The following is a 25,496-nucleotide window of genomic DNA, read 5'->3' as shown; positions in this document are numbered from 1 at the left end:
AACATTGTCTTTTTTATACATTATAGCATTACTAAAAAACATTCTAAAATTCTCTCCATTTTCTGATATTTCAAACTATTTTAAAATAGGGATCCACGTATTTTTGTTTCTTCTAATTTGTTGGTATTTATACAAGGCTTTAAATAATCCAGAGCTATTTAAACAATTAGATTCTACGTTACAACCCATAAAAAAAAGCTTGCCTTTAGAGGATTTTAATACAGAAGTGCCACAAGATGATGGTGATATTAAGAAACTAAAAAACTATATGCAAAAGGATAGCCCTTTTCTTAATCCTTCTCTAACAATCCAAAATGTTTCTGATGCTATTGAAATCCCTGTTAGAGAACTTTCACTTTTAATCAATCATAAACTAAACCAACATTTTTATGACTTTGTGAATTCTTATAGGATAAATTATGCTAAGAATTTATTGAGTGATACAACTCAAAAAAAGCGTACCATACTAGAAATTTTGTACGATTCGGGCTTTAATTCTAAATCTTCTTTTAATACTGCATTCAAAAAAGAAACTGGAACAACACCAAGTTTGTATCGTAAAAATCTAATAATTAAATAGTTGTAAGTATTCGGTCGTTTTCAGGAAAAAATCGAACGAACATCTAGCAAAAAATGCGTTCGAATCTTTTTAGTCGGTCGCATAAATTTAAATGCTTCATCAAATTTGTCTCATAATTTAATATCAAGAGACATGAATACACATTTAAACATTTTAGCAATAGTATTAATTAGTACGTTTTCTTTTGGACAAAATTTAACCACAAAGATTGATGCAATAATAAAAGAGAATTACAAAAAACATCCCGAGGTAAGTATTAGCGTTGGTTATGTACATAATGGTAAAGAGCATTTTATAAATTACGGTAAAATCAACAAAGAAAGTTCAGTGGATGTTGATAAAAATACGGTCTTTGAAATTGCTTCTATAACAAAAGTCATTACAGGAAATTTAATAGCTCAAGCGGCAAATGAAGGAAAAATTAAACTAAACGACTATATAGAAAATTACCTACCAAAAGATTTTGTTTTGCAGGAACAACTGAAACGTAAAATAACAATATCAGATTTAGCATCTCATCAATCAGGATTAGACGATCTTGATTGGAAAAAGTTAATCACTAAAAACCCTCAAAATCCATTGAAAAATGTAACCAGACAAACTTTTATTGATATTGTTAATAATTGTAGTGCCTTGTCTGATTACGGTACATATCGTTACCATACTATTGGATTTATACTATTGGGCGAAATATTAGAAAACATATACAAAAAGAGCTATGATGAAATTGTACGAGAAAAGTTAATCAACCTCATCAAAATGGATAATACTTACACCAAAGAATTTGATATCGAGAATATTGCAACAGGTTATAATTTTAATGGAGTTAAGCAAAACCTGATGCTATGGAGTTCAAGTGCTCCTGCTGGTTTAATAAAATCTTCTGCTACAGATATGATTAAGTATTTAAAAGAAATATTAGATGAAAGTTCCAATATTGCTAAGGCAAGTATTTTGACAGAAAAAATATTTTACAAAGCAAAAAAAGGACCCAGAAAAATAGGTTTGGGAATTAATATTTATATTGATGAAACCAACACTTTTTTCCTGAAATCAGGAGATACTATGGGGCAGTCTTCTATTATCTGTTACAATAGAAAGAACGATTGGGGTGTAATTATTCTAATCAATCAACAAAATTCAAAAATGAGAAACGAATTGTGGAAAAAAATTTATGAAACGATTTTAAAATAATTTACGGATCAAGTTAGCAGTTAATACTTTTAAAAACGCTTAGGACGGTTGGGTACCAAACTCAAACGTCCTTTTTTCAATACTAAAATCAAATGAATATGAACCCAACAAATTTATTTTGCTATTATTCAATGCATCAGAAAAGGTAGCTTTGGTAAATGTATTGATAAACAATGCTGCGTACGGACTTATGGGGCTTTTAAGGGAGCTACAGGGGAACAATTAGAGCAACAAATAACAACCAATTTTTTAGGAACAACACTTGTTGTCAAGGCATTTCTTCTATATTTTAGAGCAAGAAAGAATGGAACAGTGACCTAAAAATGGCAACGCTCCGCAAATTAAATAAGCAACAACGGTTAAGGTTTTTACCCTGAACCGTTGTTTGTACTAAAACCTACTGTCTGAAATCAATACGTGCTTATAGTATCAAAATCACTAACACCTAAAGACATCAAAGAAACTTTTAAGTTACAATCAGAAAAGTTTTCCGAATTATAATAAAGTTCTCTATATAAAAGAAAATTTCGTATTCTAAAACAGAATTACTTCTCCTATCATCAACAAAAAAACACCCTTTTTAATTCGCTTATTTTATAAAGGAATAAAAAAGAGTGTTATTAATCAAAAGCTAGCTCATTCGTTTTTTATGTCTAACGTATAAGCATTTGCTTCTGTTTAGGCTTTATACAACCAGTTCTTAGAATAATTTCTTTGTTGATTTGCATACAATTATAGGTTGTGCAGTATTTTGCTTACGGTTTTACAGCTATTTTTTTTGTTATCGTCCCGTTTGTAGAGGATAAAGAAATGATATAAACACCTGCTTTTAAAAAGTCTGTGTTGATGGTGTTTGATTTACCAGCATTCAATTCTTGTTCTAAAAGGATGTATCCAGAAAAGTCAACAATTCTTACATAGGGATTTGCTGCCTTGTTATGTACACCAATAGTAAAAGCTTTATTAGATGTTGTAAATTCTGGAAAATCTAACCCAACAACTTCAGGTGCTTCTATTTGATTAGAATTACTAATTGCTTTGGTAGAATAGATAAGCCTGTTGTAATCAATATTGGTGGTGTTTACAAAAGGATTTCCATGAGGTCGAGAGGTGATATTAGGTTCATATTTATCGGCACCTCTATAAATCTTATTCCCTAAATTACAACGTGGTGTACCGCTAAAAGCATTATTGGTTACAGTGTTGTTATATACATAATTGTCTCTAGCAGATGGAGCGTGTTGTGTAGACCAAGGGCCCATTACAACATATCTTCTTCCTGAAGAACCACTGAGGTAAGAGGGTAGTGTAATTGTATTTGCTTCTATAAGATTGTTTCCTTCATCAGCATTGTGAAAATTTACATCTCCATATATAGTATTGTCATACACAACATTATACTCGCAATATTCTCTTTGGAGAGTAAAGTGTCTTAGTCCTCTAAATTCAGAACTGTAAACCAAACAATCTGGACTCTGAATTGCAAAGTAACAGTGGCCTCCACCACCTTTGTTCCAACAACCATCTATATATAAGTCTCTAAAAGAGTGATGACTACCTGACCAAGTAGAAACAGGGCTGTTTCCAGAGTTTAGAATATGTACGTTGTCCATGTAACAATTTTTTGATCTAACAATTTCTACAGTTTTTGCATTGTAACTAGGTTTGGCATCGCTCATTAAAGCATCATTAGGATCTCCTTTGGTACCCCAAAATCGAAGGTTTTTTAAACCTGAAGTTTGAGAATTAGAGTTGTTAAGGTCTTTAAACGAAACCACACTACCACTGTTCACTTCAACTCTTAAAACAGTATTGGTAGCACCTTCTCCAATAACACTCACTCCTTTTTTCATGTGAATCGTGTTTTTAATGGTATACGTACCTTGTCTAATTCTAACAAGGCCACCAGCACCACCACTTTCAGTAACCACTTTATCTATAGCTGCTTGTATTGCTGCCGAAGCATCTAAGCTAGTGTCTGAAAAAGGCAGTACTTGTTCGTAACCGCCCCCCGTTTTTCTAATACCGTTAATAACTCCAGCGTTGGCCCATCGTTGTCTTTTAGACTGAAAATTAGCAATGTTAACATTCACCGTATTAGAAGAATCAAATGTTCGTCCTCCATCACCAATTCGGTTTTGAGAGTATGATAAATTGCTAATAGATAGAAGCATAATAAGAAGAAAAGTTTTTTTCATTTGTTATTTTTTAAAGTGATTAATTTTTTTTGATCTAAAAAGGTCTTCATTATGGAACAATTATTTTTTTAGTTAAAATGGCATTGGTCATAGAGGTGATTTTTAGGATGTAAATTCCTTTAGCAAACGCTTTCATATCAATAATAGCGGTTTTTTTACTTTGATAAACAGATTTGCTGTGAATGTCTAAAAGATCGATGCTTTTGATTTGGATGTTTTTTAAGTTGTTAATGTAAATTTGATCCCTAACAGGGTTGGGATAAATAGAAAATGAATCTTTATCTAACCTATTTATTGCTAAAGATGCATCAGAAAAAAACTTTACATCACTGATGCTCCAGTTTCCATTTCGATTGTTAGTGCTGCTAAAAGCTCCTTCGTTATGAAACTCAAACTGAAAAGCTAAAGTGAATTTATCAGAGCCAGAATCTCCAATATAAGTAGATAAATTTAAGGTGGTTAGTGTCCAGTTTCCATCGTTTCCAAAATTAGGATTTGCTGATTTTATGGCAGCAGTAATATCAACAAATTCTCCGGAACCACTTCCTTCTACAGGAGTCGTTCCATCGGTATAGTTTTTAGCAATTAACACTTTAAAAGGATCGTTGTCCGCACCTTCGTGATATTGATTTCTAGAAGCAAAGGAAACAAATAGGTTAGACAAACCAGAGATGTCAAACGCATCCATTACAGCCCACGAAACTCCTTCGTAATTCTCGCCAGCTTCATTACCTGAGAGTTTAATGCTTCGGGGTTGTCTAACATCTGTTCTGCTACCAAAGTTATTTGTAGGCCTTGTGTACCCTAAAACACTAGTACCTAATTCTGTACTTTCATCGCTAGGAACTCCATCAACTCTTGTAATAAAAGCTCCTAATCCTTTGTTGTTGGGATCATAAGTAGCAAAACCTGTGTAACCAGAATTTCCTGCGTACCTAAAATCATCATAATAATGAATGGTTTCTTGAGCTTTTGTTGTAAACGTACTTAACAGAATTAGAGCAATTAACAAAGTAAATTTTTTCATAATGTATCTATAGTTTATAGGTTAGTTAACAGTAAAACTATTTATAGTAATGTTTACAAATAGGGGGAATAAAGTGCTTTTAGGAGGGGGAGATTGTTCTCTAAGTATGATTAATGCTGTATTTGTAGTTGTTTTTTGATAAAACCATAAATTATGGTGATGAGGTATTAATAAATCTGAATTTTTCTTTTAAATGTTTTTCCTGATTGTGTCCTTACAATCAGGAAATAGATACCTGTATTTAAAAAATGGACAGCAATTGGAGTTGTGTTTTTTTGACGATACATAGTTTTGCCAAGAATGTTTACCACAGCAATTTCTTTTACTTTTAGTGTGGGGTTAAGAGCAATATTGATAAAATCATCACTTGGGTTTGGATATACTTTAACATGATTTTCGTCTTTTTCAGTTTCTTTAGGTACAGAGGCTGTTGTCGTTTCTACAAGCTCTATATCTACGGGTAAACCATCTTTACAACTAAGGTGAATTGTAGTTGTTGTATCTTGATTTGTGAACGTTGTGTTTTCTGAATTGGAGTTTTTTAATTCCCAGTTTCCATTCAATACAAGAGAAATGGTTACGGGTTGACTTCCGTTGTTTCCATCAAAATTTAAATGAGGGCTTACCACAGACATATTTAAATGTGAGCCAACGTGTTCCGTCATTACCAAACAAGGTTCACTGTTAGATTGTAGGGGAGTTGCAATTCCGTAATTTCCTGCTTTAAACAAAGCATATCCATACATATTGTTGTAGTGAACAATGTGTGCAGTTTCATTTTTTTGAACAACATTATAAATAGCGGTATTTGCATGTTGTATTTTGGTGTTCAAATCAATCATTTCCAAAGGGTTTGTTTTAGGAACAATCACATATTCATATCCCTGATTATTAGGATTCGTTCCGTGGTCTATGTAGGCCGAAGCAAAATTTCCTGTAGTAGTTGCACCTTTTCCGTTTTCGTTAGGAGAGGTTTGGTTTTGTCTATTAATATTAATTTGCTGATTATTTTTTACATAATAACCAGTACCATAAGCATCCAACAACCAATGAGAATTGGTATTGTTTAAAGTAGTTTGATAGGGGAAACTAGTGATAGAATTGTTGTTAACTACAATGGCATCGTTTTTACTGTTTAACTGATTTTGAAACAGCGTAGTTACTGTTTTATGTGTACCATCATTATTGTGAATGTTAGATCCCAAACAAATTAATTTTCCATCAAAAGCAAAAACAGATTTTTTAAAAGTAAAACTTGGATTGTGGCTAGTGGTGATCGCTTTTTGTGTAAAATCCATCCCAAACATTCCATAGTTTCCTTCTAGTTTTTCTTCTATATAATACTCCGTTTTTTTTCCAAAACGCAAAGCTGCAGCAAAATTAGAGTCTGTTTTTTCGTCTTGTCTACTTTTAGAAGCTTTTAAATTATCAAAAGGTAGAACAATGGTGGTAGCTCCAGGGGTTAGATTCCAATTCCATCCGTTTTTGTGTGTTCCAGAAGCTTCTTGTCCGTCTTTATAAATAATTTCTACAGAGCCGTAACTTTGATATCTTCCATATCGGTTGTCCAATCCGTAAATTTCGGTTCCCCAAAAATACTTGTTAAAACCTTTTATTCCCGCCAACCAATCGTCTTGTCTGTAAGTTCCTAAATTGGCAAAGTTGATTTGCCAAAAACCGTTGGGTGGTGTTTCGATTGCGTGTTGGTTGGTGGTATTATCTCCTCCTGTAATGTAATTATAAGCTCCTATCAAATCAGTATCAACAGGATGGTAAATTCCTAAATTTTTGTAAGCAGTGGTAATAGAAATAGGGTTCATAGGAGAACGACCAGACAATCCGTTAGGAAATGTATTTTGATTCATGTTGACACGAGCTACTTGAAGTATTTTCTTAAAAACAGTTCTTTTTTCATCAGATACTGCATACATACTTCCTGAAAGTAAGTGCAAAGCTTCTGCAACATTTTTATAAGCACCAAAAGCGTACTGTGGATAGTAGACATTGTGATGAAAAGCTGTATAATCTACCTTTAAACCTTCTCCTTCTTTGGCATAAAGGCTCAACCAATTGTGAAAATATAGTTGCAATCCTTTTAGATATCTAACTTTCTCTGCATCTGAGTCTTTGTTAAGACAAGCCCCTAAAAGCGTTACAGATCTTGTCAGTCCGTCATCAATATTGCTGTGGTGGGCAGTAGGATGCCAAATAATATCAATAGCCGTTAACCATTCAGCCATTTTTTGAGCAGGGGTCCATAAATTGGCAGCAATCAATTCCTCTTTCATCAAATGTACAGATTTGATAACATTCCTACATCGGTAACCTACATGATGCAAGGTTTCTAAACAACTACCATCAGCATAGCCCTGATCTAAAAGATAACGAATGGTATTTACGTAATAAGTCAAACTATTAGCGTTGTTTTTGTGTTTGTAGTCTCTGGCCAAGGTGTAAATAAAATCATCTACAACAGCAATAGAATTGGCATCAGAAAAATCGGTTCCAAAAAGTGGTTTTCCTGTAACAATACCATTTTCGTACTTTATTTTTTGATGATTGTAGGCATTTACAGCATTGTTTACTGCAGTAGTTCCTGGTGGATTTCCAAGTATTGCAGCCTGATAAGCATTTTTTACTTGAATCAAATCGTTGATTTCTTGAGGTGTAGGTGTGCTTACATTGATGGTTTTGGGAAGGGATTGAAAATACATCATGTCCGACCAATGTTGACCGTTGTCTGCCTGTAAGTAAGGAAGTTGATAATCAGGTGAACGATAGGTGTTTCTACCCATAGTATAATCGATGTAATCAAAAAAGAAAATGCCGCTACCTGTATGTGGAGCTTTTATTTTTAAGGTGGTAATGTTGGTAGATGTTTTATTTCCAGACATTTCGTGTTTGTAACTAGCCGATGCAGCTCTCCAACCTGTAAAGTTTACATAAAAATCATAGTAAAATTGTTTGCTTCCTGTGTTGTCATAAAACGCAATTTCTAATTTTTGATTGGGCAAAGCATTGGTATTGTAAACCCACATTCTAAACATGTTTTCAAAATATCCAAGTACTTCAGACGGAATCAATCCATGGTCTTGTAAGTTAGAAATAGTCAAAACATCATTGGCATTCCACTCCCATTGCAAGCATTTTTTATTGTGTTTGTAATGTAGGGTTGATATGGCCAAATTTCCAGTTGCTGCATTCCAATTACTAGGAATTGTAGAAACTTCAAATGATTGGTCTTGTGACTGTGCCAATAAAGAAATTAGCATAGCAAGTATCAAACAATAAGTCTTCATTGTAGATTGTTTTAGTAGTTTTTATTCAGCATTTAAGCGTAACTTTAATTGAGTTTCGTACAAAGGAACCATTGGTCTTTTAGAGTTTAAACCTTCTACGTAAATCCATTCGTCTGAACGGTCTTTGTCTAAATGTTCTATTGTTAATAGGTGATTTTCTTTTGTAGAGCGTACTCCTACCACATGACTTCTTAAATATTGTTTGTGGCAATCTATGTGCATTTGGTTGTTAAATTTTATAGGGTCTCTCCAAATCCAACTAGAAAATAATTCATTATAGTTCCCATCTTTCCAACCGTTTAATTCTACATTCCAAAACGTGTTGTATTCTCCAGAATGTGGAATGTTTTGTGGGGCACCACCACCTGCAATTTTTTCTATATTTTGAATGTTTTCAAACAAATTGTACATAGGGGGACAAAATCCGGCATCGGCCATTCCGTGCAAATCTATGGTTGATGGATATTTGTAAGAAATGTTTTTATATACGTTCCCAAAAGAGCAACCTTCTAACCCAGGGCCATGAGTCATGTTAGCATCTACCTGAATGTTTTGTACCAAATTGTCTGAAGAATGATACATTTTAGGAGAATAATGTCCTGCTTTTCCTGTAATGTGTATGTCTTGAATGGTAACATTTCTGCTGTTCACCAAATGGGTGGTTTGTGTGTAGTTGTGTATATGGATGTCTCTAATCCATCCGTGGGAAACACGGTGCAAATTAATGGCTCCCCAACCGTAATCCATTTCTCTATTTTGATGGTGTTTGTAGTTTCCATCCCATGCAGAGTTGAATTTAAAATGTTCTATTCCAATATTTTTAAGCATAGGAAATAAAGCAATGCTAGGGTTGTATTTCAATTCAATTTTTCTTCTAGTAGGTTGTTTTAAAAGTATCTGGTGTTCGTTAAGAATTTTTTCAATTTCTACTGGCCACTGAAAAGATTTGGCTCTTTGTTTGCCTGCATTTAAATAATTTATCTGAAAAGGTTCAAAAGTTAAAGGATGCATTAAGTCTTGCATTAAATTGCCATCTTCTGTAGTGTTTTGTAAGGCAACTATAATTACATCTTTGGGTTGTAATCCTTTTGTAGAAGCTACGGTTATAGTATTAGATCCTGCATCAATTTCTTGGGTAATAGCCGAGGTGCTTGTTAAATCATTAAAATTATAAAAGCCATGGGTATCTTGTAAGTTAAGTCCAGAATGAAACACAAAAGGAGACAACCAAGGACTGTCCTCTTCGGATTGATGTGTGGACGAACCACTAAAAATAACGGTGCCTTCATCATCTGAACCAGAACCTCTTAGTACAATATTGCTGTAGTTTATGTGTACAATTTGGGTTTGGGTAGTGTCTAAGTTGATATGGAATGTTCCTTTAGGAAAAAACACTATTCCTCCACCATTTTTACCCGCAATTTCTATGGTGGTGTTAATGGCTTGCGTGTCGTCTTTGCCATCATTGGGAACAGCTCCAAAATCGGTTACGTTGTAGCTGGTGCTTTGTATGTTTGGAATTGGTTTTTCGCCATAGGCATAACCTGCGTAGGAATAATCGGGGAGCTTAGAAGCAATTCCTTTTTGTTTAAACTCCTTTAGCAAGTTAGGTTCCCAAAGTTTTTCTGTTTGCTTACAAGACCAAAACAACACAAAACAGACAAGGTAAAGAGGGCTATTTTTCATAATAATCTAGATGGAGGATTCAAATTCCCTTACCTAAATAATATAGCATCAAAAGATAAGGGAATTAAAAAGAGAGAAATTCTTTAGGAACAAATGCTAATAGGGAATTAACTCACTATATTTTTTTGTTTGAAACCAAGGGTCGTTTGTTTTTTCTAACAACGTAGCAAGTGTTCCTAACATTTTTTTGCATGTTTTTGGATCTTCATTCATAGTGATTTTGTGTAGCTGATAAGGGTCTTTTTCGTTGTCGTAGAAAAATACTTGTTTAACACTTTTTGCCTTTTTTTTATCCCATTGTTTTTTGTTTTCTTCTACACAAAACGTATACCTGTCTGTTTGCACTCCTCTTGAGTTTCCTAGCATAATTAAAGCAGCTTTTGGCTTTTTTAGATTTGTTTTTTCATCTTTTAGAATAGGAGCAAAGTTGGTTCCTTCGATACTAGTAGGGATTTGATGCTCAATTCCAGCCAATCCCATAGCAGTTGGCAATACATCAGGAGCACTTAGAATAATATCTTGAATTCCAGGTTTTAATCCTTTTGGCCAGTGTACAATAAAAGGAATGGCTAAAGATTCTAGTTGCACCACATTTTTTCCTGTTTTTCCATGACTTCCTAGCATTTCTCCATGATCTGAACTAAAAATAACAATGGTATTGTCCAATTCTCCGCTTTTTTCCAACTCATCCAAGACCAAACCAATATAATGGTCAGAACTTGTAACGTTTGCGTAATAATGGCGGGCATATTTGGCAACTTCTTTGTCTGCATTTTTACGAACCACTAACTGCTCGTTAATTTCAGGAAACTTGTCTTTGTCGTAGTTTTTATGCAACACTTCCATATCTGTGTTTTTATCGTCCCAAGGATTGTGAGGAGGATTCATTGCCCAAATCATACAAAAAGGTTTTGAGGGATCTCTGTGTTTGTTTTGATTTTTTAGATAGTTAATGATAATGTTGGCTTCGTTTTTAGGAGAAAATATTTTAGGCAAATGCAATTCTCCATCTTTTTTACCTTCAATAACACTTGGGTCATTAGAATAGATATGAGGATTATAGTGTTCGTCTTTTAAAGCTTGATAAAAATATTCTATTCCATGTCTTTGGTCACTAGGAATATAGGTGTCGTATTTGTTAACGTAATGACCGCCAGGAGCCTTGGTGGTTCCAACATAATTTCCTTTCTCGTCAAACAAAGGATCGTTTTTTAACCAATGGCATTTCCCAATATATGCAGTGTTGTAGCCTGCTTCTAAAAACAAAGAGGGAATGGTAGGAATATCATCTTTTAAACTATGTTCTCTCCCCACTTTACAATTGTTCCAAATTCCATTTTGCTCAGGATACATTCCCGACATTAACATTCCTCGGTACGGACTACACAACGGAAAATTACTAATGGCTTTGGTAAATACAACTCCGTTTTTAGCCAATTTGTCTATGTTGGGAGTAATTACAGGATCAGTTTTTCCGATAGCCAAACTTTTATAAGGTTCTTCTCTCCAAAAACCTGCAGAGTACCTTCTTAGCTGATCAGGAAAAATAATTAAAACATTGGGCTTTTTTTGATGCTTATTTTTTTCTTTTTGTTGTGCACAAGTAATAATGCTTAGAAGGCTGAAAAAAGTTAAGATTGTATTTTTGATTGTTTTCATTTAAAGTTTTTTTAGTAATTATTTGTATGCTTGCATCCATTTGGGCAGTTTGCCTAAACGCAGTTTTAATTGTTCTTCAAACAAAGATTCGGGATGCACAGGGGTTCCTATACTTTCTGCAATTTGAACTTCATCAGCTTTAAACGTTGTTCCTGCTCCATGGAACCCTACAATAATAGGAGGAACAATTCTCCAGAACCAAGTATTTTTGGCTACAAAACGAAAGTCTTTTTCAGCTTCGTCTGTTTCTTTATAATTCCACAAAACCAAATACCTTCCGTGGTTGGGTAAACTTTGTCTAGCTCCACCAGCTCTACCTGCAAAAAAACCTCCTTCTACATTGTCAAACAAAGTACATCTTGGTTGTGATGCATGAGACTCGAAAGAAGTGTGTGCAGGGTATTTACACCTCCAAATAACAGTTCCTGTTGTGCTACCACCACCCACACCAACAGCATGATGCATACCAGCGGTGTCGTTTATGTTTGCTAATAAAATTCCTGTAGAGCCCCCTCCTGCATGAACAGAATTATGGCCAATGTTTCCTATAACATCAATATTGATAGCAGTACAATAGGCCGATTGAGAAAACCCAGCTGCACGACTTACATTTTTAAACGTACAGTTCTTAATCCATGAATTTACTGTTCTAGAAAGGCTTAAAATAGTCCAGCCACCATCATCTTTAGCAGATCTGTGATGCTCAAATTTTTGAGTCCAATTTCCTTCAAAACGAATGTTTTCAAAACCGATGTTTTGAAGGTGTCCGTACTTGTAAATCTCCCAATGGTGTTTGGCTTGTACATCGTAGTGAATTGGCTCTACAAAAGTGATTACATTTTTATGTACTTCGGCTACTTGATGTCTCTCATTTACCTGAACCCCTTTGTTTACAATTTTTGACCATTCGGTTTGGACCTCTAAAGGTTGGGTGTCGTATGCAATTAAATCTTTGCTATTGTTTACTACTTTTAAAATTACCCAATCTCCTTTTTTTATTTTGGAAGCATCCTGTACGGTAACCTTGTGTGTTTCTCTTCTGCTATTGGCAATTACAGTGGTTAGTAGCTTGTCTCCTTTTTTAGATTTGGCTTCTAAAGCACTGGGGGAACTGTATAGTTTTTTTGGATCCTTTGGTGGTAAATCTTTTTCAAAAAACAAAACAGTTCCATTCTCACTAGCTCCATCACCACGCAATACAATGTTGGAAGAATGGATAGAAAGAGTGCTAATATCATCACTTTCAGTATTGATGTAATACGTTCCTTTAGGAAAAAAAACAATTCCTTTTTTGTTTTTTTCGGCTGCAGCAATGGCTTTTTTAATAGCTTCTTTATCCGATTTTTTATCGTTAGGAACGGCTCCAAAATCTAAAACATTAAATATTTTATGATTGACATCTGGAATGGCTTCTTGACTGTATTTGTATCCTGCATAAGAAAAATTAGGTAGTACAGTCTCTGTATTGTTTTTGTAAGCCTTTACATAATCGTTCCATACTTGTGATTCTTTTTTTTGAGCAATCAAAGAAAGGGTACAAAAGGTGAGTGTTTTTATGATAAAATGACGTTTGTTCATGTTTTAATTGTTTAAATTTTGAAGTCTATACAAAGCTTCAAGATAGTAATAGTCTGCATAATTTAAAGGAACATCAATCTCATTATTGTGTGGAATACTACCTGTACTATGTTTTAACAAAAAATGTTTGTTGTCTCCTAGTTTTGCAAAATAGGCATCGCTAGATAGAGATGTCATCATTTTATCAACAGAAGTTTTATAGCCATTGTTAGTGTATTGGTTCAGCTCAATTAATGCAGAAACAGTTACGGCAGCAGCAGAAACGTCTTTGGGTTCATTAGGAATGTTTGGTGCATGGTAATCCCAGTAGGGAATTCCATCTTCTGGAGTTCCTTGAAAGGATAAGATATATTGAGCAATTTTTTTAGCCATGTCTAGATACTTTTCATCTTTTGTATATCGGTAACAAAGGGTGTAACCATACAATCCCCAGGCTTGTCCACGAGCCCAAGAACTCTCATGAGAAAAACCCTGTGCGGTATGTCTGTTCCTTACAGCTCCCGTTTCAGGATCATAATCTATTACGTGATAAGAACTGTTATCTTTTCTGTAGTGATTTTTTAATGTGGTGTCTGCGTGTGAAATGGCAATATTTTTATAAGTCTCATCTCCCGTTAGTTCCGAAACTTCAAAAAGCAATTCTAGATTCATCATATTGTCTATGATTACAGGATATTTCCAACCTCTTTCTGCTTGCCAACCTCTGTGTACATCCCAACTTTTAATGCAGCCTACCTTTGGATTGAAACGTGTGATCAAAGCATTGGCAGCATCAATCATTACTTGTTTGTATTCCTCATTATGGGTCATTCTGTATCCGTTTCCGTAAGAACAATTAAAAACAAAACCTAAATCGTGGTTAGTGGTAATGTCTTTGTGTTCTTTAAATAAATTTTGGAATTGAATAGCATTTTCTTTCCATGTTGGATTTTGTGTTAGTCCGTATAGATACCAACAAGAACCAGGAAAAAAACCTTCCGTCCAGTCGAATTTGTTTTCGTGCGTAAAATGCATTTCTCCGTTAGCTTCCAAAGTTCTAGGAAGTCGGTTTGCTTTTTTTGCGTCTGTAACTAGCAAAGCCATTTGTTGTGCAGACAATTGTACTTGTTTAGAAACGTCAATTCCTTTTTGGGGCTGACAAGCAAACAAAAGCCCTACCGCTATGGATGCTGAAATGATCTTTCTTTTAATTTTCATATAAGTGTATTTGTGGGTATTATTTTCCAATTGCAAGAACCCTTTTTTTACAACGATCCAATAGGGGTAGAATGATCGTTTTTAGGGGATGAATGTTGTGTTTTTTTGAGGAATAATACCGTGTTTCTTTTTGTTAAGGTTTAAGAGCTTAGAAATAATAACTGCTAAGATTACCAATTGTTTTTTTGTTCTAGTTGTTGATTTAGGTTGACTTCTTGTAATGGATATGGCAATGATAGATGCTTGCTAGGGTTAAAAAACTGTCCTGCTCTTAAGTAAGATTTGTGGTCTTCATTGGTATTGCTAAATTCAGGACTACCTTCAATAGAAGCATTTAAATCCATTAGTTTTTCTCCTAGTAATTCCCAACGAATCAAATCGTGTTTCCTTAAAGCTTCAAAGCACAATTCACGAAAACGTTCATCTACCAATTCCTCAAAAAAGGCTTGTTGACCAGCTACAGCACTCGGTTTGGCTACGTTGATGGGAAACAAACCAGCTCTGTTTCTAACCTCGTCTAAATATTGTATGGCAGTGGCGGTAGGACCGCTATGAATAGCATTGTCTGCTTCTGCATACATTAACAAAACATCAGCATAACGAAGCACAGGAAAGTTTACCGTTGAAAAATTTCTATTAGGGCTTGGGTTGTCTTCTAAAACAACATAAGCTTCTACAGTACCTGGCTCTGGATCTGTAAACAAATCTTCGTAATTAGATGGTTCCCAACGTCTGTATTTTCCAGGAGCATAACCTCTAGCTAAGGTATTGGTAACAGCAGATGCATTTCCTGAACCTGAATAGGTCATTTCTGCCAAGTTCCACATTTTACGAATACTATCATGGTTGGCAATGTAAGAGTTACGTAGTAGGGGAGTTGTGTTGTACATGGCAAAAGCTCCTGGGTAACCATCATCTCCACCTCCTAAGTTAAAAGGAACACCATTTAAAGTCCCTAGCCTTCCATGGGTGTCAATCCCAGATTCTCTTAAATAACGGAATGAAATTTCAAACAGAGACTCATGCACATCATAAGAATTCTGAATGTAATTTAAAAAGTGTTTTCTATATCCGTCTTCTGTAACCACTATTTTGTCGTCACTACCATCATTTACCACTATAGATTGTGAAGCACTTAGACCATGAACTCCGGATTGTATAATGGTATCACAGTGTTTTTTTGCTAGTTCGTATTTAGTAACATCTTTCATCGGATAAGTAGCCATTTTTAAATATGCACGAGCCATTAAACCATGAGCAGCATATTTATTTGCTCGTCCTGGTACATAGCTTGGGTCTGTGGCTGCAGGCAAATGCATACTTGCGTACGTATAATCTTTAATAATTTGAGCATACAATTCTTCTAGGCTAGACACTGGCAAATTGTTAGAGGATTGATCTAAGGTAGGAGTTAAAGGCATTGGAACTTCTTCCCACCAATCAACTAATAGCTGATAGGCATGTGCCCTTAAAAATCGAGCTTCAGCTAACAGTGCATTGTATTGATCTTCTTCAAAAGCTGCTGGGTCTAGTTTTTCTAAAAAGGTATTGCTGAGGTTGATTACATCATACAAAGCAGCCCATAGATTTTTTATATAATTGTCTTGAGAGGTATGTCTGTACAATCCAACAGTCCAGTTTTCATTGTATCTTCTGTTGTAATAACCTTCGTCTGTTCCTGAAGACATAATAATGGAAAGTGCTTGTCCATAAACCCTATCATCAGCTAGTTTAGAATAAATTCCAGACAAGGCAATTTCTGCTTGTGTTTGATCTTTGTAAAATTCATCTACACCAATGGTAGATATGGGTTGTTCTTCTAAAAAGTCACTACAACCAATGAATAAGGTGGTGGCTAATAGGAAACAGATTCGTTTATAGAAATGTATTTTCATTTTTAAATATTTTTGAGTTGGTAAGCAATTAAAATGTAATGTCTAGGCCCGTCATAACAGTCACACTTTGCGGATAAGCTGAGTAATCTAAGCTAGGTGTTAATGCACCATATCTTCCTACAGAAACATCAGGGTTGTAACCCGAGTAACCTGTCCATGTATATAAGTTTTGACCTGTTACATATACACGCGCTTTTTTAAGGTGAAGAGCATTGGTTATTTTTTTAGGAATTTTGTAACCTAATGAAATGGAGTTTAATCTTAAATAAGAACCATCTTCTACATACCTGTCGTCAATTAAATTTCCTTTAGGAGCGGTACCAAATACGGATAAATAACTAACTGCATTTACATCGGTATTGGTATTGGTTGGTGTCCAGATGTTTGTAAGTCCTTTAAAACCGTTTTGAGAACCCGCACCAGGTACATTAAAGACAGCTTTGTTGGCGTTTAAGATATCAAAACCATAAGACCATTGAAAAAGAATACTTAAGTCAAAATTTCCTATTTTAAAGTTGTTAGACAGTCCTCCAAAATGTTTAGGGTGTGGGTTTCCAATAATAACTCTGTCTTCGTTGTTAATGGTTCCGTTGCCATCAATGTCTTTAAACATTACACTTCCTGGGGCTACAGGCAAAGCACCATTGTCTGGAATGCCTTCTTTTAGAGTATAGGTTTGTAAATTGTTGTCCCAATTAAAATCTTCCCATTGATAAATTCTTTCGTATTGTAAACCATACATCATTCCTACAGGTTCTCCGATTTTGGTTATGTATTGGTTTTCTGCATAGCCATTACTCCACTCTGGATCTGTATAAATGGCTTCTTGTCCTCTATTTAATGCCAACGTTTTATTTCGGTTAAAGGCAATGTTAAAAGAGGTGGTCCATTGAAATTTTTTACGATTGATGTTTTGAGACGTAACAGAAAACTCAAACCCTTTATTTTCTATTTTTCCTACATTTTGTTGTACCCTATCAAAACCTGTATGAGGTGCCATTTCAGCATTTAGTAACAAATCACTAGTTTGTTTGTTATAATAATCTACTGTAGCTTCTATTTTTTGATGGAACAAACCAAAATCTAACCCAACATTTGTTTGTGCCGTACTTTCCCACGTTAAATCTGGCACCCCTAAATTACTTTGGTAGGCTCCAGGAACGTAGTTTTGTCCTGTTCCCCAAGCGTAACCACTACCTGTATTAATGTTTAGCTGGTTGTATGCCTGATAATCTCTAACTCTATTGTTTCCTGTAACTCCCCAACCTGCTCTAACTTTGGCAAAAGAAATGGCAGTTATGTTTTTGATGAACTTTTCTTCGCTTAACTTCCAAGCGGTAGAAAAAGAAGGGAAGTAACCCCAACGATTTTCTTCATTAAACTTAGAAGATCCATCAGCTCTATAGGTAAAGGTTACTAAATATTTGTCTTTTAAAGAATAATTTAAACGAGTAAAGTAAGATAGCAGTGTGTTTTTAGATATAGAGGTTTGTGGTATAGAAGGAGAGGTCCCCAGTCCTAAATTGTCTATTCCAAACAAGTCTGTAGGAATTTCTGAATTTTTTAAATATGTGTATTCATAACTTCTGGCTTGCATTTCCATTCCTCCCAAAAAGGTAAGGTCACTTTTTCCAAGGTGTTTTTTATAAGTAATGGTGTTAGAAGAAGAGATGGTTTGGTTTCTTCTTTGTGTAATAGATCCGTTAATATGATCGGTTCCTCTAGTTCCTGATTGGGTATCTTTTCCAAAAAACAAACTTTCTTTTCGGGTGTCAATTTGATAGTTACCTGATAGATTGATGTAGAAGTTGGGTTTGAATTTATGTCTTAAAGATACTCCACCACGAACAACATCAAATTTGCTTTGTCTGTCTGTGTTTTCTAAGTTTTTTATAGGGTTAAACAAAAATCTTTGATTGATATCAGCAGGGTCGTAACCTCCTAATTCCAAACCATCATCGTTAATTGGTTCTACAGGTCTAAATTGAATGGCATCACGGATTACACTAGTGTATTTATCTCCAGAAACTCGCATTCCACTTCGGTTTAAATGGGTATACATTAGGTTTCCTTTAAATTCTGTTTTAGAGCTTATTTTTCTAGAAAATTTTAAATTGTTTACAAATTTTTTATACCCTGTGTTAAGCAAAGTTCCTTCTTGATCTATGTATTCTGTAGAAAAATAAAGGGAGCTAGTTTTGTCTCCACCGCTTATGCTTGCATTGTACTTGTTGGTTTTTGCTAGTCTAAATATTTCATCTTGCCAGCTTGTTCCTGCTACGTTTCTATACAATTCGGGATCTACCCAATCTTGTGCAAAGAACTTGGTGCGATCTCCAGGTGAATATCCATCCAATGCATAGGCAATTTGTTGCTGGTATTTTACGTATTCATAAGGGCTTAAGACTTCTAATCTGTTAGGAATCCATTGATAGCTATTTGAAACGTTGATTCTTACATCTGTTTTTCCATCAGACCTACCGCTTTTGGTGTTGATAAGAATTACTCCATTGGCTGCTCTAGATCCATAAATGGCTGTTGCTGATGCATCTTTTAGTATGTCAAAAGTTTCGATATCATTGGTGCTAATAGAACCTGGATCAAAATCTTCTAATGGAACCCCGTCAATAACATACAAAGGGGAGTTGTCTCCTGTGATTGAATTTCCTCCTCTAATAACAATATTAACTGCTTCACCAGGAGTACCGTCTAAAGAGGTAATATTAACTCCAGAAATACGACCTGCCAATGCTTGATCAAAGTTAGTGGTTGCGGTTTTGCTTATTTCTTCGGGGCTTACTTTGGCAACAGCACCAGTTAGGTCTCTCTTTTTTACTGAACCGTATCCTACAATAACCACTTCATCTAGTCCCATTCCTTTGGTTTCTAGGGTTACTTGTATTGTTTTTTTATTGAATATTTTTATTTCTTTGGTCTCGTAGCCCAAATAGCTGAATATTAGTTTGTCTCCTTTTTTGGCTTTTAGTTTGTAAAGTCCATCAAAATCTGTAATGGTTCCTTTGTTTTGTCCTTTAATCACTACAGAAGCTCCTACCAAGGGCGTTCCTTCCGTATCTGTTACTTTTCCGCTAATTACTTGTGCATATGATGTAACGGATACACATAAAAAGAAAAGCAGAAATCCTATAGTTTTTTTCATTTGAATAAATTTTAGTGGGTTCATTTTTTGTAGGTTAGGGATTACAATCATTCTTCTGAAGCTTTAAAGTGAACATCAGAAATGTAATACCTACCAGGTCTAGCAGCAGTGCTAATGTCATTTAAAGAACCTGTGTAGTTAGATTTTACTTTGAATTTTAAAGTAAAGTTTTGAATGTCTTTGTAAGGGTTTAAGTCTAGCTCACATCGTGTCCATTTGTTATCTGCGTTTTTAGTAGCATCTTTTTGTCCATCGGGATCACCGCCACCTATTTTTTGATCTCCAGGATAAGGCAATCCGACAAAAGGAGTTGTTGTTAAACTATTAATTTGACTGGTAACCTGATTGTTAATTTTTGTCCACGTAGCTGTTGTGTTATTTCCTGTGTAATCTGCAGAATAATAAACTTCTAGTTCCGTAGGAGTTCTTCCATCAGGCATGTATTCTACATATTGGTTTTTAATATGGAATACTGCCGAAAGATCAAATCCTAAACTAAATTGTGTTAAATCTTGTGTGTTGATAATTACATCAGACTCGTGTGCTAAACGATCTCCTACAGTCACATTAATCCAGATAGATTTGCTTTCAATTCCCTCAGGTCTTTCTTGTGCTGCTAAAGGAGACGGATTGGCTTGTACCCATGCCGTTGTAGATCCTTGCTCAACCATATCAATAGCATATCCAAAAGTTTTGTTTTCTGCTTCTAAGGTTGGATAAAAGAAATAATTGGTCTTTTTAGGCAAGTCTATGGGACTATTTGAAGCAACAAGCATTAAAAAACTATCTCCTTGAAAAGTGGTGGTCTCTTGGCTAATGGTACTTGTTACTTGTACAGTAGGGTATAGCGTATCGTTTTCTGCAGTACTATAACCGTCTAATAGAGAAATCACCCCTGTTTGCTTGTCTATAGATAATTTATCAGTATCAGACAATAGATCAAAAGTAACGGCTGTATTTCCAGTAATTAAATAAGGTGTAGAACTTGTGTTTCCTGTTCCTACTACTAAATTTTGAGCGATAGGTGAAAATAATAAGTTGGTTACCAATTGTGGACCTACGTTTAAATGAAAAACATTGTTAAAAGTAGAGCTGTAAGTGTCTTCTTTATGTTGCGTGCTTACTTTTACATCAAAATAATAATCTCCAATTCCAAATTTGTTTTCATTGGCAATAGTAATAACACCTGCAGTTTGATAGTTGGTAGCCGTATAAGTTTTTACACTGTCTCCTGCAGCATTTACATAATAATTTTCAGGGTCTAAATTTGCAGTAATTTCTATTGGGTTCTCAATACTTACGTCTTGTAAGTAACTTGCATCTAAAACTTCTCCAGTTCCATTTCTTCCTCCTACAATTTCGTAAGTAGGAATTAAGTTGTTGGTGTTTACAATAGGAGTTCCTGATTTGATAAATGAAAACTCACGTGCGTTTAAAATTTCTGAATAGGACAATTCAGAGGGGGCTTTGTATAGAGAATCGTTTGAGTTTTCTGTAAAAGTATCTTTTGTACAACTACCCAAAAACAGTAGTATTGTTGTAATACCAAATAAGGTGAAAACTTGGTTTTTCATGATTTTTAAAATTTGTTAGTTCGATGAACGCAATTTCAAAAAAGAGGAAATGTTACAACAGGGGATAATTGGTTTTTAGGGGGGGATATATTGTTCGGGTATTGTTTTTACTGCATTGTTACTGGGTTTTAAATGGTTTTATGATTGTTTTTAGGGGTTAAAATAATCATATTGTTAATGTAATTGCTGTTTTGTTGTGGTTTTGATTTATAGGTTTTCTGCGTTTTTAGATCTGTAAACAGAAGGAACTTCATTAAACTGTTTTTTAAAGCAAGACCTAAAATATTTTAAATCACTAAAACCAATTTCGTAGGCAATTTCTGAAACACTCATGGCAGTTTTTACTAGCATTTGAGCTGCTTTTTTTAGTTTGATGGTTCTAATGAATTCTGTAATAGATTGATCTGTTAAAGCTTTAATTTTTCTGTAAACGACCGATCTACTCATGTTCATTTTTTGGGTAAATTGATTTACATTAAAGTTGTTGTCGTGCAGGTTTTCTTCAATAATGGCAATGGCTTTTTTTAAGAATTCTTCATCGGCAGAAGTGCTAACCATTTCTTTAGGTTCTAAAATAATTTCCTTTTTAAATTTAGAAATCAAATTTTTACGTGTGTTCAATATATTCTGAACACGTATTTCTAACATATCAGCATCAAAAGGTTTGGCAATATAGGCATCTGCTCCCGTAGTAAATCCCGTTTTTTGATGTTCACTAGCTGTTTTTGCAGTCAATAAAATAACGGGGATATGACTGGTAAGTATGTTTTTCTTAATGTGTTCACACAATTCAAACCCATCCATTTCTGGCATCATTACATCACTAATTACCAATTCTGGGTGGGTTTCTTTCAGAATTTCTAAGCCTACTTTGCCATTTTCGGCTTCAACTATATTGTAGTGGCGTTCAAAAATTTCTTTAATAAAAGTTCGTACTTCAATATTGTCTTCTACCAGTAAAATGGTTTGTTGGTTGGGGGTTGTTGCCTCTTTTTGTTGCTGCAATTCTTGCTCTTGTGTTTTTAAAGTCTTTTCTAGCAAAAAGGATTTTTCAACATCAATATTGGCTACTTTGTGTGCAATGCGTTCTTCTTCTCTTAAATGTTTTTTACCAAGCGGAAGCATTACTTTAAAACAAGTTCCATCTTGTTTAGAACTAGTTGCAGTTATTTTTCCGTAATGCAATTCCACCAAATTTTTGGTTAACGCAAGTCCAATTCCTGTTCCTTTTTGTTTTCCTTCTTTGTCAAACCTATAAAAACGATCAAATATAGAATCTAACTTTTGAAGTGGAATAACTTCTCCGTAATTGATGATTTGAATAGTAACATATTTTTTTAATTTTTCATCTTCAAATCCTATTTTAATAGCAATTTTTCCTTCTTCATCATTATACTTAAACGCGTTGGAAAGTAAATTGTATAATATCTTTTTCATTTTGATGGGATCAAACCAAAGCGGAATATTTTCCTGCTCGCTGTAAAAATCAAAAGTATATTGTTTAAAGTTAGCCAACTCATCAAACGCTTTTTTGATGGTTTTCACAAAATCAACAATGTTGGCTTTTGATGCGTACAATTGTAATTTGCCAGATTCACTTTTTCTAAAATCTAACAATTGGTTTACGAGTTCTAACAACATGTTGGCATTGGTATGCATAATTTGATGTTGTTTTTGAACTTCTGCATTTCCCATTCGTTTCTTAATCATACGTTGTAAAGGGCCTATAATAAGTGTGAGCGGAGTTCTAAAATCGTGAGAAATATTGGTAAACATAGTCAGTTTTAGCTGATTGATTTCTTCCAAACGTTCTTTATCTAGTTTCTCTTGTTTCAACTCGTTTTTTTCCTTAATTCTAATAATAATGATACGTTGTATAAAAAAAAGCAAGGCAAGCAACAACAAAAGATAGATAGTATAGGCCCACCAAGTTTTCCATGGGGCAGGTAAAATACGAATGGCAATACTTTTACCAGTTACATTCCATAGGTTGTTGCTGTTGGCTGCTTTTACCTTAAAAGTATAGCTACCACTATCCAAGTTGGTATATGTTGCTTTTTTGTGTTGCCCCACGTATTTCCAGTCGCTATCAAACCCTTCTAATTTGTAGGCAAACTGATTTTTTTCTGCTTGAGAAAAACTTAAAGCCGTATAATCTATTTGAAGATCATTTTGATTGTGTACCAGTTCGATCTTAAAACCAGGCTGGGTAATATGGGTGTATTCTTTGTTGTTAACCGTAATTCCGTAAATATCAACAGGAGGAACAAAACTGTTCTTTTTGATGTCTTTGGGGTTAAATAAATTAAAACCATTGGTTCCTCCAAACATCAAAACTCCATTCTGCCCCTTTAAATAAGCTCCATAATTAAACTCTTTACCTTGCAAGCCATCGGGTTCCAAGTAGTTCTCAATTTCTTTATTTTTAGTGTTTAAACTGCTAATTCCGTTGTTGGTACTTACCCAAATTTTGCCTTCGTGATCACTAAGAATACCATAAATAACTTCACTTAGCAACCCTTCAGCAATGCTGTATTTGGTGGTTTGGTTTGCAGTCAAATCAATTTGATAAAGTCCTTTTCCTTCTGTACCCACCCATATTTTTTGTTGATGAACCAAAATACAGTTTACAGATTTTGGAATAAACGTTTGTGTGTTTTTGTTAGTCAAAAAGGTTACTTTGTGGGTAAGGGTGTTGATTTTTTCGATTCCCTCGATTCCCCCAATCAAAACTTCATTTACTTTGTTTGATTTAGATATACATTTGATCGATTTCAAATGATTGGCTATTTTTTTGATGGTTTTGTTGGTGGTGTTGTATACAAAAAGTCCTTTAGACAAGGTTCCAATCCATATATTTTGTTGTTCGTCTTGATACAAACTTAAAATTCTACACTCTTCTAAAGAACCTCCATCATTCAAAACGGGGTTTACTTTGTGGAATGAAAACGGCTTTTTTTGAATATCAGTGTAAAACAAACCTTTGTCATGAGTCCCAATCCACAACGTTTGTTGCTGGTCTAACAAAAGTGCTTTGATGTTGTTAGAGCCTATAGAGCTTGCATCTTTAGGATTGTGTTTGTAGTAAGTAAAAATATCGTTGTTTTTGTGATAAAAATTCAAACCACCACCTTCAGTCCCCACAAATAAGTTACCGTTTTGTAGTTCTATAATAGAACTAACTACACTATAGTTTAACATTTTATTGCTAGTTCCATAAGCAATTTGTTGAAAAGCTTGAAAATTGTAATCAAAGTAATTAACACCACCAGCCCAAGTACCAATCCATAAATCTCCACGGTTGTCTTTAGTAATGGCATAAATTGAGTTTTGACTCAAACTCCCCAGCTGGTTAGGATTGTTGGTAAACTGTTTGACCTTAGTTCTTTGTGAATTTAAAATGTACAAGCCAGTATAACTACCAATCCATAAATTTCCATCAAGGTCTTCATTAAAAGCTCTAACAGGACTTGTAATGTTGTAAGGGGCATCTACAAATTTGTTTTGTTTGGCATCCCAAATAGCCAATCCGTTTTCGTAACCCAGCCAAATGTTTTTATGTGCATCTTCGTAAATTTTAGGAGAATTGTTGTGATGTGCTTCATTGCTAGAAGTATTCGGATAGGAATAGAACAAAGCTTTGTTAGACAGTAAATTGTACTGAATAATCTTTTTAGAGGTACACAGCCAAACATAATTCTCGTGTGGTTTGTAAATAGATCGTACTTGATTAAATTGAATAATGTCACTAATTTTTTTGGGCAAAGACATAGAATTTTTACTGTCAATATCAACTACTGTTATAGTTTTATTGGTGGTAATCCATAGGGTTTTATCATCAACTTGAGCAATATTCCAAACATTATTATCGGTTAAAAAGTTATGAGGATTATTTTGTTGATAACGGATGAAATTTCGCTCTTTAGGATTGTACAAGTTCAACCCATCTGTAGTTCCTATCCAAATATTTTGGTTACTGTCTTCAAAAACGGAAGTGACCCAACTGTGACTAAGACTTGTAGTATCTTCGGAGTTGTGTCTAAATACAACGAATTTAGTTCCATCAAACAGGTTCAAACCATCTCTTGTACCCAACCATAAATATCCTTTAGAGTCTTGTATAATGGAAGTAACAGATCGCTGAGAAAGCCCTTCTTTAATAGACAAATGCTTAAAGCGTAGGTTTTCTAATTTGTCAAAAGCTGTTTGTCCAAAGCTGTTGTTTTGACCAACAATCAGTCCGAAAAATAAGATAAGAATTCTAGATAAAAAAGAGTTTTTTAGAGTCATAAATTAAGTAAGTCTAACAGTCAATAATCATGTTTTAGAAACGCAGTAAAGTTGATACGTTTCTAAAAAAACAACCATGTAAAAATAGTACTGAAATGAATTGATAACAAATATATAAATTCATATTTTAAAAATACAATCGATTGTATTTTTAAAATA

Annotated in this window: 13 protein-coding genes; 2 read left to right on the top strand and 11 right to left on the bottom strand. The window is 34.4% G+C overall.

Features of this window, described 5'->3' with window-relative positions; all coding sequences use genetic code 11:
* Positions 1 to 199: 199 nt before the first annotated feature.
* Positions 200 to 580 carry a helix-turn-helix domain-containing protein gene (locus tag FS85_RS16810; protein WP_202797930.1) on the top strand — a complete coding sequence of 127 codons (381 nt, stop codon included), beginning with the start codon at positions 200 to 202 and terminating at the stop codon, positions 578 to 580.
* A 132-nt stretch (positions 581 to 712) separates the two neighbouring features.
* Positions 713 to 1,774 carry a serine hydrolase domain-containing protein gene (locus tag FS85_RS0109750; protein WP_010136052.1) on the top strand — a complete coding sequence of 354 codons (1,062 nt, stop codon included), beginning with the start codon at positions 713 to 715 and terminating at the stop codon, positions 1,772 to 1,774.
* 755 nt (positions 1,775 to 2,529) lie between these two features.
* Here the strand turns inward: FS85_RS0109750 and FS85_RS0109745 are convergent.
* The 11 genes from FS85_RS0109745 to FS85_RS15445 form a co-directional block, all read right to left on the bottom strand.
* Positions 2,530 to 3,972 (bottom strand): T9SS type A sorting domain-containing protein, encoded by a 1,443-nt coding sequence (locus FS85_RS0109745; protein ID WP_010136051.1) that lies wholly within the window; start codon positions 3,970 to 3,972, stop codon positions 2,530 to 2,532.
* A 49-nt stretch (positions 3,973 to 4,021) separates the two neighbouring features.
* Positions 4,022 to 4,999: a T9SS type A sorting domain-containing protein gene (locus FS85_RS0109740; RefSeq protein ID WP_010136050.1), complete on the bottom strand. Its 978-nt coding sequence runs from the start codon at positions 4,997 to 4,999 to the stop codon at positions 4,022 to 4,024.
* 167 nt (positions 5,000 to 5,166) lie between these two features.
* A complete protein-coding gene (locus FS85_RS0109735) occupies positions 5,167 to 8,298 on the bottom strand; it encodes a chondroitinase family polysaccharide lyase (protein ID WP_010136049.1) in 3,132 nt (1,043 codons plus the stop codon).
* Between the two features lie 21 nt (positions 8,299 to 8,319).
* Positions 8,320 to 9,984 carry a virulence factor (pectin lyase fold protein) gene (locus FS85_RS0109730; protein ID WP_010136048.1) on the bottom strand — a complete coding sequence of 555 codons (1,665 nt, stop codon included), beginning with the start codon at positions 9,982 to 9,984 and terminating at the stop codon, positions 8,320 to 8,322.
* Positions 9,985 to 10,080: 96 nt separating this feature from the next.
* Entirely contained in the window at positions 10,081 to 11,643 is a 1,563-nt protein-coding gene (locus FS85_RS0109720) for a sulfatase family protein (protein ID WP_010136046.1), read from the bottom strand.
* A gap of 18 nt (positions 11,644 to 11,661) precedes the next feature.
* Positions 11,662 to 13,221, bottom strand: a complete 1,560-nt coding sequence (locus tag FS85_RS0109715; RefSeq protein WP_010136045.1) for a DUF4955 domain-containing protein — start codon at positions 13,219 to 13,221, stop codon at positions 11,662 to 11,664.
* Between the two features lie 3 nt (positions 13,222 to 13,224).
* Positions 13,225 to 14,418, bottom strand: coding sequence for a glycoside hydrolase family 88 protein (locus FS85_RS0109710; RefSeq protein WP_010136044.1), 1,194 nt, complete (start codon positions 14,416 to 14,418; stop codon positions 13,225 to 13,227).
* Between the two features lie 170 nt (positions 14,419 to 14,588).
* Positions 14,589 to 16,313: a RagB/SusD family nutrient uptake outer membrane protein gene (locus FS85_RS15450; RefSeq protein WP_010136043.1), complete on the bottom strand. Its 1,725-nt coding sequence runs from the start codon at positions 16,311 to 16,313 to the stop codon at positions 14,589 to 14,591.
* 28 nt (positions 16,314 to 16,341) lie between these two features.
* Complete coding sequence (locus FS85_RS0109700; RefSeq protein ID WP_033194683.1) at positions 16,342 to 19,473, bottom strand: SusC/RagA family TonB-linked outer membrane protein; 3,132 nt, start codon at positions 19,471 to 19,473, stop codon at positions 16,342 to 16,344.
* 47 nt (positions 19,474 to 19,520) lie between these two features.
* Complete coding sequence (locus FS85_RS0109695; protein WP_010136041.1) at positions 19,521 to 21,047, bottom strand: hypothetical protein; 1,527 nt, start codon at positions 21,045 to 21,047, stop codon at positions 19,521 to 19,523.
* 207 nt (positions 21,048 to 21,254) lie between these two features.
* The gene (locus FS85_RS15445; RefSeq protein WP_010136040.1) at positions 21,255 to 25,337 is read right to left on the bottom strand and encodes a hybrid sensor histidine kinase/response regulator transcription factor; all 4,083 of its coding nucleotides are present in this window, start codon (positions 25,335 to 25,337) and stop codon (positions 21,255 to 21,257) included.
* Positions 25,338 to 25,496 lie beyond the last annotated feature (159 nt).

This window comes from Ochrovirga pacifica (assembly GCF_000220525.1).
Lineage (GTDB): Bacteria > Bacteroidota > Bacteroidia > Flavobacteriales > Flavobacteriaceae > Ochrovirga > Ochrovirga pacifica.
Note: the sequence above shows the minus strand (reverse complement) of the source record. Positions and strands in the feature narration are given on the sequence as shown.